13 protein-coding genes are annotated in these 12,153 nt (G+C 33.8%); 12 read left to right on the forward strand and 1 reads right to left on the reverse strand.

Annotation, left to right across the window (positions count from 1 at the left end; genetic code table 11):
* Positions 1-331: 331 nt before the first annotated feature.
* Positions 332-565 (forward strand): helix-turn-helix transcriptional regulator, encoded by a 234-nt coding sequence (locus ASD98_RS08665; protein WP_056202833.1) that lies wholly within the window; start codon positions 332-334, stop codon positions 563-565.
* A 61-nt stretch (positions 566-626) separates the two neighbouring features.
* Complete coding sequence (locus ASD98_RS08670) at positions 627-830, forward strand: helix-turn-helix transcriptional regulator (RefSeq protein ID WP_053470230.1); 204 nt, start codon at positions 627-629, stop codon at positions 828-830.
* A 53-nt stretch (positions 831-883) separates the two neighbouring features.
* On the opposite strand, the gene ASD98_RS08675 is transcribed toward ASD98_RS08670, so the two are convergent.
* The gene (locus ASD98_RS08675) at positions 884-1,351 is read right to left on the reverse strand and encodes a UpxY family transcription antiterminator (protein ID WP_056202836.1); all 468 of its coding nucleotides are present in this window, start codon (positions 1,349-1,351) and stop codon (positions 884-886) included.
* Between the two features lie 555 nt (positions 1,352-1,906).
* Here ASD98_RS08675 and ASD98_RS08680 point away from each other — a divergent pair.
* The 10 genes from ASD98_RS08680 (at position 1,907) to ASD98_RS08725 (ending at position 12,097) form a co-directional block, all read left to right on the forward strand.
* Positions 1,907-2,341, forward strand: a complete 435-nt coding sequence (locus tag ASD98_RS08680) for an adenylyltransferase/cytidyltransferase family protein (protein ID WP_056202839.1) — start codon at positions 1,907-1,909, stop codon at positions 2,339-2,341.
* Positions 2,331-3,335 (forward strand): mannose-1-phosphate guanylyltransferase, encoded by a 1,005-nt coding sequence (locus tag ASD98_RS08685; protein ID WP_056202843.1) that lies wholly within the window; start codon positions 2,331-2,333, stop codon positions 3,333-3,335. Before ASD98_RS08680 ends, ASD98_RS08685 begins: the two co-directional genes overlap by 11 nt.
* Positions 3,336-3,350: 15 nt before the next feature.
* On the forward strand, positions 3,351-4,304 hold the full coding sequence (locus ASD98_RS08690; RefSeq protein WP_056202847.1) for a GDP-L-fucose synthase: 954 nt from the start codon (positions 3,351-3,353) through the stop codon (positions 4,302-4,304).
* Positions 4,305-4,402: 98 nt separating this feature from the next.
* The gene (gmd, locus tag ASD98_RS08695; RefSeq protein WP_056202852.1) at positions 4,403-5,527 is read left to right on the forward strand and encodes a GDP-mannose 4,6-dehydratase; all 1,125 of its coding nucleotides are present in this window, start codon (positions 4,403-4,405) and stop codon (positions 5,525-5,527) included.
* A gap of 41 nt (positions 5,528-5,568) precedes the next feature.
* Complete coding sequence (locus ASD98_RS08700; RefSeq protein ID WP_056202856.1) at positions 5,569-7,029, forward strand: UDP-glucose 6-dehydrogenase; 1,461 nt, start codon at positions 5,569-5,571, stop codon at positions 7,027-7,029.
* Positions 7,010-8,308, forward strand: coding sequence for a hypothetical protein (locus ASD98_RS08705; RefSeq protein ID WP_056202859.1), 1,299 nt, complete (start codon positions 7,010-7,012; stop codon positions 8,306-8,308). The genes ASD98_RS08700 and ASD98_RS08705 overlap by 20 nt, the downstream gene beginning before the upstream one ends.
* The gene (locus ASD98_RS08710) at positions 8,301-9,227 is read left to right on the forward strand and encodes a hypothetical protein (RefSeq protein WP_056202862.1); all 927 of its coding nucleotides are present in this window, start codon (positions 8,301-8,303) and stop codon (positions 9,225-9,227) included. The genes ASD98_RS08705 and ASD98_RS08710 overlap by 8 nt, the downstream gene beginning before the upstream one ends.
* A gap of 10 nt (positions 9,228-9,237) precedes the next feature.
* Positions 9,238-10,248: a hypothetical protein gene (locus ASD98_RS08715; protein WP_056202865.1), complete on the forward strand. Its 1,011-nt coding sequence runs from the start codon at positions 9,238-9,240 to the stop codon at positions 10,246-10,248.
* Positions 10,249-10,254: 6 nt separating this feature from the next.
* The gene (locus ASD98_RS08720) at positions 10,255-11,226 is read left to right on the forward strand and encodes a hypothetical protein (protein WP_056202868.1); all 972 of its coding nucleotides are present in this window, start codon (positions 10,255-10,257) and stop codon (positions 11,224-11,226) included.
* A gap of 28 nt (positions 11,227-11,254) precedes the next feature.
* Positions 11,255-12,097, forward strand: coding sequence for a glycosyltransferase family 32 protein (locus ASD98_RS08725; protein ID WP_056202871.1), 843 nt, complete (start codon positions 11,255-11,257; stop codon positions 12,095-12,097).
* Positions 12,098-12,153 lie beyond the last annotated feature (56 nt).

The raw sequence follows: 12,153 nt of genomic DNA on the forward strand, positions 1-12,153 counted from the left end.
TGGGCTGCGCATTTTTTTGAGAAGTTTTTTTGCTCTTTTCATATCAATATGATAGCTCTAAAAGGCTGCAAATTGTATTTTATCGGATTTTAAAATCCGTTGAACAGATTTATTATTATATACTGAAAACAATATATATTTTTAACCACGATTTAAAAAGAATACTAAATAAAAACGATCATTTGGCTTTATTCTTTATTAATAATTAAACAGTTATTATAAAATAGTAGTTTTTTTACAAAGTATAATAAAAAACAGATTGTCACTCTATTGTATTTTTTAAGGTGCAATAGTAATTTCAAAATAAGGATTATTTATATTTTTTTGTTTTATGAAATATAGTGTATACGAAAATATTAGAAAAATAAGAGAATTAAAAAATTTAACCAGAGAGTTTGTAGCAGCTGAACTAAAAATGAGTACCAGCGGTTATGGTAAAATTGAAAGAGGTGATGTTGATTTAACAGTATCTAAATTAATTGAAATTTCAAAAGTTTTAGAGGTATCAATTGAGTTCATTTTTAAATTCGATGTTTCGATTTTTTTTAATGAGACAACCAGATAAAGTATCTGGAAAACAGTAACGAAGCTTAAATAGATAAAATAAATAATTAAAAATTAAGGTTATGGAAAATTACTACTTAAGAATAAAAGAGTATCGGCTGCAAAATAATCATACTCCTGAATATGTAGCCATTCAGATGGAAATAAGTGTAAAAAAATACGAGAAAATTGAAAATGGAATGATTGACCTAAAATTATCAAAGCTGGATAAGCTGGTTAAAATTTTAGGAATCAAAAAAAGTGAAATTTTCAGATTGAGCAATTAATATTTTCATAAAAAAAGAGTTCACATATAGGAACTCTATTTTAATTTATGCTATTATTTATGTTTTACTTTTAAAACATATCCCAAAGATTCTAAAATTAAAACATAATGCGTTTTTGTAATGTCTTTTATTACGGCATTCTGATCACAAAAAGGCCCGGAATTCAAATGTATTTTATCTCCAATCTGGTACTGCATAACAGATATTTCTTTAGCAGTATCTCCACAATCAAGCCATTCTTTTATCGTCTCGATTTCCTGGTCTTTCACAATTGCGTGTCTTCCTAACCAAAATAAATATCGAACCACTCCGGGAGAGTAAAACACCATATTTCTGTCTTTTTCAGGTATTTGAACAAAGATGTAATTATTAAATAAAGGTACTTCTACCTTTACTTTTCTATCTGATCTTTGCTGCGTTTTTTTAATCAAGGGGCAGTAACAATTAATGTTATACTTCGTTAATTGTTCGGCTGCTCTTTTTTCCCATTTAGGTTTTGTATATACTACATACCACTTCATAATTCTTAATTTATTTATAGTAATTGTAAATCAGTTTTAAAATAAGGTAAGCTGTATTGATATTTTATTTTATCTGAAAATAGTCTTTCGGAATAACTGTTAATAGTTGTTAAAGATTAATCTGTGTGAAACAATATTTCAGTATAAATATAGGATGTAAATTTAATTCGGAGGGACTAAAATTATTTAAGGTTTTAATGCTAATTTTTCCTTATTTAGGACATTTAGTTACAAAAAAGTAATTTCTTATCAGCTTCATTATCATAATTTTATCTTAAATTATTATTGTGTTTAGATTGCTATTATGGATTTTAATTTTCTGTTTTAGATAACAGATTTTAATCTTTTTAAAGCAGTCAAAAAAACACATTTTTTTAGTTTTTTACCCTTTATTTTTTACTTTTTTTGAGTAGTACAAATGTAACTATTCACGGGGAACCCTTTTTTTAATATTTAAAAAATAGCGCCAAAACCCCAGTAAACAGGTTCACAATATTTTTTCACAAATCATTACTCCATTAATAAACTGATTATTTAATTTAAAACATTAAAAAGATGAAAATTGGAATAACCTTTAGTGCTTTTGACTTGCTACATGCGGGGCACGTAAAAATGCTTGAAGAAGCGAAACAAAATTGTGATTATTTAATTGTTGGCCTACAGACTGATCCAACGTTAGACCGCCCGACAAAAAACAAACCAACACAAACTGTTGTCGAAAGATACATACAGTTAAAGGCGTGTAAATTTGTTGATGAAATTGTACCTTATGCTACAGAACAGGATTTAGAAGATATTCTAAAATCTTTTACTATTGATATGCGCATTCTGGGCGATGAATATAAAGAGAAAGATTTTACAGGAAGAACCTATTGTGAAGAAAAAGGAATCGAGTTGTATTTTAATACCAGAGACCATCGTTTTTCGAGTACTAATCTTCGTCATGAAGTATATCAAAAAGAAATTTTAATACATTCTAATGGCAATTAGTACCACTATTACTCATGTAGTTTTAACCGGCGGAATTGGCAGCAGATTATGGCCTCTTTCCAGAAAAACACTTCCAAAACAATATCTTGAACTTTTTGACGGACAATCACTTTTTGAAAAAACAGTGGCTCGTAACGAAAATGTTTCTACTAAAATTATAGTGGTTGGAAATATCGAAAATTACAAAATGACTAATGCGATTATGTCTAAATTAAATAAACATTTTACTCATATTGTAGAAGCCGTTCCCCGTAATACAGCCGCAGCAATTGCATTTGCCGCATTTGCCTCAAAACCTGATGATATTTTATTGATAACCCCCTCAGACCATATTATAGAAGGCAGTGATTTATACAATAATGCTTTATGGCGGGCAATTGTATTAGCTAATCAGGAATATTTGGTAACCTTTGGCATAGAACCCACTAAACCGGAAACAGGTTACGGTTATATTGAATTCGAGAATGAAAATGTAATCGCATTTCACGAAAAACCTGATTTTGAAACGGCAATGATTTATCTTAAAAACAAAAAATATTTCTGGAACAGCGGACTTTTTTGTTTCAAAGCCGGAAAGTTTTTGGCAGAACTAGAAAAGCAGGAACCCGAAGTTTACAAAGCTTCAAAAATAGCTTGGGAAAACAATACAAATGGCTTTTTAAGCTATGAATTGTCACTAAAAATTCCTTCTATAAGCATTGATTATGCGGTCATGGAACGAAGTAAAGACATTAAAGTCGTTCCCGCTCATTTTGGCTGGTCAGATTTAGGTTCTTTTGAATCGGTTTATGATTATTTGGTTCAAAAAGGACATCCCATTGATGCCAACAGAAATATTGTTATAGGAACTTCACTGCATACTACTTTTATCGGCGTTAAAAATTGCATTTTGATCTATACCACCGATGCTTTAATGGTTTTGCAAAAGGAAAATTCTCAGGAAGTAAAACAAGTTTATCAGCAATTAGAATCGATTGCTTCTCCGCTGCTGTAAAATAAAATTTACACTATGATCAATAAAAAATCCATAATATATATTGCCGGACATAACGGAATGGTGGGAAGCGCCATTTGGAGAACGCTGACTGCAAAAGGCTACACGAATCTTATTGGAGCTTCAAGCAGAGAATTAGATTTAAGAAAGCAAAAAGCAGTTCGGGATTTTATCAGAAAAACAAAACCTGATGTTATTATAGATGCTGCCGCAAAAGTGGGAGGAATCCAGGCAAATAATGATTTTCCATACGATTTTTTGATAGAAAACATGCAGATTCAAAACAATCTTATTAATGAAGCGCATCGTTTGGCAGTAGATAAATTAATTTTTTTAGGAAGTTCCTGTATTTATCCAAAATTAGCGCCGCAGCCATTAAAAGAAGAATATTTGCTAACAGCTCCTTTAGAACCCACTAATGAATGGTACGCTTTGGCAAAAATTACCGGAGTAAAATTATGCGAAGCCATACGCAGACAATTCGAAAAAGATTTTGTCAGCATGATGCCAACTAACTTATACGGTACTCACGACAATTTTGATTTAAACAGTTCACATGTTTTACCCGCTATGATTCGCAAGTTTCATGAAGCCAAAGAAAACAACAATGCCGTAGTAATTCTCTGGGGAACGGGAACACCCATGCGAGAATTTCTATTTGTAGATGATATGGCAGAAGCAGTCGTTTTTGCTTTAGAAAACGAACTTCCGGAGCATTTGTATAATATTGGGACCGGAAAAGATTTAACCATTAAGGAACTGGCAGCAACAGTACAAAAAATTGTAGGCCATACCGGAGATGTTCTTTGGGATGATACCAAACCTGATGGCACACCACGAAAATTAATGGATGTTTCTAAAATGCACAGCATTGGATGGAAACACCAAACAGAACTCGAAGAAGGAATACAAAAAACCTACACTTGGTTTTTAGAAAACATTGAAAATTTCAAACAAAAGGTTTACTGATCTTTTGCCCTTCAAATTACCCCAAACCCCTTTATCGTTACGACTTTACAAAATTTGCGACTTTGCAGCATAATGCCTTTGTGCCTTACAATCAGATTATGAATCCATTGAAAAAAACAGCCCTAATTACAGGAGTTACAGGACAAGACGGAGCCTATTTAAGTGAATTTTTATTAGAAAAAGGCTATATCGTACACGGATTAAAAAGACGTACTTCTTTATTTAATACAGATCGAATTGATCATTTATACCAGGACCCTTATGTAGAAAACAGAAATTTTATTCTGCATTATGGTGATATGACTGACAGCACTAATTTAACCCGTATCATTCAGGAAATTCAACCCGATGAAATCTATAATCTGGCGGCCATGAGTCATGTAGCCGTTTCATTTGAAACTCCGGAATATACAGGAAATGCAGATGGTTTAGGAACCTTAAGACTTTTGGATGCTGTTCGGTTATTGGGGTTAGAAAAAAAGACAAAAATTTATCAGGCATCAACCTCAGAATTGTACGGTAAAGTACAGGAAGTTCCACAATCAGAAACAACGCCATTTTATCCGCGTTCGCCATATGCAGTAGCGAAAATGTACGCATATTGGATTACTGTAAATTACAGAGAAGCTTACGGAATGTATGCCTGCAATGGGATATTATTTAATCACGAATCACCCATTCGCGGCGAAACTTTTGTAACACGCAAAATTACCAGAGCAACTGCAAGAATAGCTTTAGGACTGCAGGATAAATTATACTTAGGAAACCTGGATGCGCAGCGCGACTGGGGACATGCAAAAGATTATGTGCAAATGATGTGGATGATTCTGCAGGCTGATGAACCGGAAGACTGGGTAATTGCTACAGGAAAAACGACAAGAGTTCGTGAATTTGTACGAATGAGTTTTGCCGAAGTTGGTATTGAATTAGAATTTAAAGGAAAAGGCATAGAAGAAAAAGGCCTTATAAAATATTGCAGTAACCCGGATTATCAAATTCCGCTTGGTACAGAAGTATTAGCCGTCGATGCTAATTATTTCAGACCCACAGAAGTAGATTTACTGGTAGGCGATCCCACAAAAGCCAGAACCAAACTCGGCTGGAAATGCAAATACGATTTAGAATCATTGGTAAAAGAAATGATGCAGTCTGATTTAAAACTGATGGAGAAAGAACAGCATTTAAAAGAATTCGGATATACGATCTTAAATTATTTCGAATAAAAGGAGAACAAATTTTTATTCCTCATGAAAAACGCATTTAAATGAAAATCAAAAATATTTGCTGCTTAGGTGCCGGTTACGTTGGAGGGCCTACAATGTCTGTTATAGCATTGAAATGTCCCGAAATTAAAGTAACAGTTGTAGATTTAAATACAGATCGTATTTTGGCATGGAATGAAGAAAATTTAGATAAACTTCCCGTTTATGAACCCGGACTTGCAGATGTCGTTCGTGAAGCAAGAGGCCGTAATTTATTTTTTTCAACCGATGTTGATGCGGCAATTGAAGCTGCAGATATGATTTTTATAGCCGTAAATACACCAACAAAAACATACGGAGAAGGAAAGGGAATGGCGGCAGATTTAAAATTTGTCGAGTTATGTGCCAGACAAATAGCCAGAATAGCTAAAAATGATAAAATTATAGTCGAAAAATCAACGCTTCCCGTTCGAACAGCTCAAACCTTGCAGACTATTTTAGATCATACCGGCAACGGTGTAAAATTTGAAGTGCTTTCTAATCCGGAGTTTTTAGCCGAAGGAACTGCTATCGAAGATTTATTTAATGCCGACCGTGTTTTAATTGGAGGAAACCAAACCGAAAGCGGTCAAAAAGCGATACAGTCTTTGGTTGATATTTATGCACATTGGCTTTCGCCGAAACAAATTTTAACTACAAATGTGTGGTCTTCAGAATTATCAAAACTAACAGCCAACGCATTTTTAGCGCAGAGAATTTCGTCTATTAATGCATTATCTGCTTTGTGTGAAGCCACAGAAGCCGATGTTGATGAGGTTGCTGCAGCTATAGGAACGGACAGTAGAATTGGCTCTAAGTTTCTTAAAGCTTCGGTTGGATTTGGAGGATCTTGTTTTCAAAAAGATATTTTAAACTTAGTGTATTTATGCCGTTATTTTAATCTCCCTGAAGTGGCCAATTATTGGGAACAGATTATTATTCTCAATGATTATCAAAAATACCGTTTTGCCAAGAATATTATCTGCTCACTTTTTAATACCGTAAGCGGAAAAAAGATAACTTTTTTAGGCTGGGCTTTCAAAAAAGACACCAATGACACCAGAGAATCTGCAGCGATTTATGTAGCAGAACATTTAATAGAAGACGGAGCAGAAATTCATGTTTACGATCCCAAAGTTTCTGAAGAAAAAATAAAAGCCGATATGCGCTATTTATGGGAATTGAAAGGACTTTCAGAAGAAAAAATTAAATCAAAATTAAATCAAATTTTCGTTTACAAAACAGCCACGGATGCGCTCGATCAGGCTCATGCAGTTGCTGTATTGACGGAATGGGATGAATTTAAAACGTACGATTGGGAAAGTATTTATAATAACATGTACAAACCCGCTTTTCTATTTGATGGCCGTAATATTCTTGATTTTAAAAAATTAGCAGCAATAGGTTTTCAGGTGAAAGGAATAGGAAAGAATAATTCTTTTAGTGCTAAATTAAAAGTAGAAAATGAACTGGTCATTAGATAAAATAAAACAGCACCAGCATTTCGATAAAAGTCTAAATTTTATAAAATTAATTTCGATTGTAGGAAGTACAGAAGTAATCCTGAAATTAATCGGATTTGTTTCCGGGATATTAATTGTCAGAATGCTGCCTGTTCAGGAATACGCCTTATACACGCTCGCCAATACCATGTTAGGAACTTTAGTAATGTTTACCGATTCTGGTATTTCAAACGGGGTCATGGCGCTGAGCGGTAAAGTATGGAAAGATCCTAAAAAACTGGGCGAAGTCCTGGCTACTGGTTTAAATTTAAGAAAGAAATTTGCGCTGATCGCTTTAGCAGTTTCTACCCCCATAATCCTTTATCTATTATTAAAAAACAATGCAAGCTGGTTATCGGCAGTTTTAATTTTTTTGTCTTTGATTCCGGCTTTTTATGCAGCCTTATCAGATTCTTTATTAGAAATAACACCCAAGTTACATCAGGATATATCGAGTTTACAAAAAAATCAATTACGAGTTGGTTTTGGACGATTGTTATTAGTGATCTTAACGATATTTATTTTTCCCTGGACATTCGTCCTTATTTTGGCTTCTGGAATTCCGCAGATATATGGTAATTCTAAACTGAAAATAATCAATAAAAAGTTTGTAGACAGTAACCAAAAGCCAGATCCCATAATTCGTAAAGAAATACTAAAAATTGTAACCCGCATCCTGCCCAATATTATATTTTATGCGCTATCAGGACAAATCGTAATTTGGATATTATCTGTTTTTGGCAATTCAACTGATTTGGCAAGTATAGGAGCTTTGGGCAGGTTCGCGGCACTCATGGCTTTTTTTACCACAATATCAGGTACTTTATTTTTACCCCGGTTTTCGAGATTGGCAGATGATAAAGAAATCCTTTTAAGGTATTTTTTATTTTTTCAGTTAATTCTTTTTTTGGCAGCAGGTTTTATTATGCTCATCGTATTTTTATTTCCTGCTCAAATGTTATGGCTCTTAGGAGCATCTTACAGTTCCCTATCGTCTGAACTTTTTTTAATTATGTTATCCAACTGCATCGGATTGATCGCTGCAATGAGCGGTAATTTAATAGGCAGCAGAGGGCATTTTTTAAACCCAATATTTGTAATTGCACTTAATTTAGGCACCGTCATATTAGCTTATTTTATTTGGGATTTAACAAAGCTCCGAGGCATTCTGTACTACAGCATTTTTAACCAATTTCTTTCATTAATAGTAAATTATCTATTTAGTTTTTCAGTAATAATTACAGCAAAAAAACATGAATAAATTACCGGGTCAAGGAGGACTTACCAAAAAAATAACCATCGCAAAAGGCAAAGTAAATCGTAAAAAGTTTGCCAGAAAAGTAGCAATAGGATTATATCATTTGGTAAACCAGGTCAGTAAAAAAAAAACTATTGAAATGGAGGTTGCCAGTTTCTCATCCTTCAATGATTTTCACGAGCAGGTCTTGTCTGTTTTATCTTTTATTCGCTATGTAGGCAAACCAATGAAATGGACACTTTATTCAGATGGTTCTCATACTCAGGCACAAATAAACCAACTCGAAAGCAATTTTGATTTCCTCAAAGTTGCCGAAGGACTCGACTGGAGCGAAATAGAATCCTTAAAAGGTTTCTGTAAAGAAGAATTAGAACCTTATGAAAACTACTTAATCGATTATGCTAAAAAATATCCATTAGGCAAAAAACTGTTTTACTATTTAAATCATCCAATAGAAAAACCAACACTATTCATAGATTCAGATATTTTGTTTTATGAGCATGCCAATGTTTTAAAATTAATACTAACAGAAAAACCCGCAGCAAATGGCTGGTATATGCCAGATGTAAGCTGGGGCTGTTTAGACAGTCGTTATAAAGCCCAAAATTCAGAGCAGATTTATCAGGTAAACTCCGGTTTTATTTTTGCTAATACAGCTTTTAAGCATATAAAAAAATCTTTAGACTTTTTTAAAACCTATAATTTCACTTACGAATATTTTAGCGAACAAACCGTTTACCATCATTTGCTAAAAAATAATTCCTATATGCCTTTAACACCTAAAACCTTCATTTTAGATTCAGGTGATCAATTTGATTTTTCGTATTTGTTCACTCCAAAACAAATGGCCGTTCGACATTATACTGGGCCGGTTCGTCATAAAATGTGGCAGAAAAATTATAAATGGCATTTAAGCTTATAAACCGATATAGATGAAAAAAGGTATTGTTTTAGTGGCCAATTTAAAAAGTCAGTGGTACAGCGAAAACCTAATTTATTCCATTAGAAAAAGCGGTTGTACATTGCCAATTCGATTAATTCATTTTGGAGGAGAAAAAGTAAATGCTCCCTATATTTTAAAGGAAGTTGAATTTTTAACTGTTGAAGATTTTCCGGAAGAAGCCAGAAGTTTTATAAAAAACCTGAGAAGTGTTTTAACAGAATGCCCAATGGGATTTTTGTACCGCTTTTTAGCATTCTTTTCAGATTGGGATGAATTTATTTATACAGATAATGATATCGTGGCGCTAATGAATTGGGAACGTTTGTTTGAGTTTGCAAACGGTCATGATTTAGTTCATGCTGATACAGAATACACGACCTGCGGCATACACAATTATTTGCAGCCCGAAAAAGTAAAAGAAAAATTTGGAAAGGATAGTTTAAATTCTGCCATTACAGCCGGACACATACTGGTGAGAAAAAGTTCAAAAATGATTACCGATATGAACACCGCTGTAGAATGGTTCAAACAAAATCCTGAAATTCCCAAAAAACACGACCAGTCTTTATTGCATATTGCTTCATTATTGGGAGATTGGAAATTACTCAATTTATGCAAACCTCCATACAGCTGGCTCAGTTCATGGTCTGGAGATTATACTAATAGTTTAGATTTAATTCACGCCATTCAGGGCGGATACAAACAAAACACAGATTCATACAAAATTTGGTATTCCCAATTGTCTGAAGAATCTAAAATAGTTGTCAATAAGCAATCTTCTTTTCGAGCTTTAAATGTGCCTATTAGCCATTTGCATTATTCCGGAAGAGGCCGTCTGGGAACAGAATCGATAGATGAATTAATGTATTCCAGTCAGACTGATAAAGAACGAATGATGAGTTTGTATAAAGTTCAAAGCTCTGATTTATTTTGCATTACCTATATCAGGAATCAATCAAAACGTGTTACAAGAAGACTTAAACGCATCTTAAATTTATAGTACTATATGAATGCAGCGGTTTGCACTATTTTCGAGGGTCACTACCATTTTGGTGTAGCTGCACTTTCTAATTCACTATATCAAAATGGATTTAGAGGCAATGTTTATGTAGGTTATCGAGGCAGATTGCCCAAATGGGTATTAAGAGGCGAAAAGGAAACAATTGGTAAATGGAAAGAAGCCATTATCTTAACTCCGGTACAGGACATAAAACTGATTTTTCTGCCAATAGTGACCAACTATAATATGGCAAACTACAAGCCGGATTTTATGCTGGAACTCTGGGAAGGCCCCGCAAAAGAAGCAGACGCAATGTTTTATTTTGACCCGGATATTGTGATAAATGATTCATGGGCCTGTTACGAACAATGGATAAACTGTGGTGTAGCACTTTGCGAAGATGTTAATTCACCTTTGCAGGAATTTCATCCCCGGCGGCAAGGCTGGAAAAATTATTACAAACACTACCACATCGATTTACACTTCAAAAACGCCATTTATGTAAACGCCGGTTTTGTTGGACTTCTTAAAAAAAACAGCTCATTTTTAAATTTATGGGTTCAGATGCAGGAACTTATGGGACCTGCAATAGGAGGGTTGGAAAATTCCATTTTTTTAAATCAATCCTACAATTCAACGGTTTTAAAAAGAGAAGGATTCCAGATTTTTGATAAACCAGATCAGGATGCTTTAAATGTGGCGATTGAAGTTTATAATGATCCTGTAAGTTATATTGGAAAAGAAGGAATGGGTTTTTCTGAAGGTGATTCAACAATGTCCCACGGAATGGGAAGCCCAAAACCATGGAAAGCACACCATTTATTAAGAGCCTTTCAGGGAAAAATCCCTAGAAATTCAGATGTTATTTATTGGAAATATTGCAGTGATCCCATATTGGCACATTCTAAATGGGAAATTACACGAAAATTAATAGGCATTAAAATAGCCAAAGTTATTGGAAGATTTTATAAAGTGTAAATTTTTTTAAAACGGATAAAAGAAAATTATGATTCCAAAAACAATTCATATTTGCTGGTTTAGTGGTGAAGATTATACTCCATTTATAAAAGAATGTATGGCTACCTGGAAAATTCACCTGCCTGAATTTGAAATACGAATATGGAATAAAGATAGTTTTGATTTTGATTCAATTCCTTTTGTAAAAGAGGCCTTTCAGGCAAAAAAATGGGCTTTTGCGGCAGATTACGTTCGTTTATATGCCTTATATACCGAGGGTGGTTTATATCTGGATTCAGATGTTAAAATATTGAAGCCATTTAAAGAAACATGGTTTGACTACGACTTTTTCAGCGCTCACGAAATACATCCCGGATTGTTTGAAGATGCAGGAGGACTTAAGCAGTTAAATGCTTCTTATCTGCCTGTAAACGGAGAAACTATTACAGGTTTTGCAGTTCAGGGAGCAATTTTTGCATCGGTACCCAATCATCCGTATGTCAAAGATTGTTTAGAACAATATAAAAATCTGCAGTTATTTGGTGATGACGGAACTATGAATTTGAAAAAAGTTATAATAGGTTCTGTAATAACCCCGGTTGCCGAAAAATACGGCTATACTTATCAAAACAAAGAACAGGTTTTAAGAGAGAATATGCTGATTCTTCCGGCCAATATACTGGTAGGAAATTCTATTTATTTAGACAGAAGATCCTACGCTATTCATTTAATAAATGGAAGCTGGCGCGGAAAAAAAGGCATTGAAAAGTTCCTGCATTTAGTCAGGAACCATTATCCCAGATTATTTCCCGTTGTCAATTTTATTGATAAAAGTGTTAAAAAAACCTATCGTACATCAAAATACCTGAAAACAATTATAACAAAAAACTAATCCCTTTTGTACTGAAATTAGATCAGATTGACTGACGAGAAACTAAAAGACCTCTC

The organism is Flavobacterium sp. Root186 (genome assembly GCF_001428525.1).
Taxonomy (GTDB): domain Bacteria; phylum Bacteroidota; class Bacteroidia; order Flavobacteriales; family Flavobacteriaceae; genus Flavobacterium.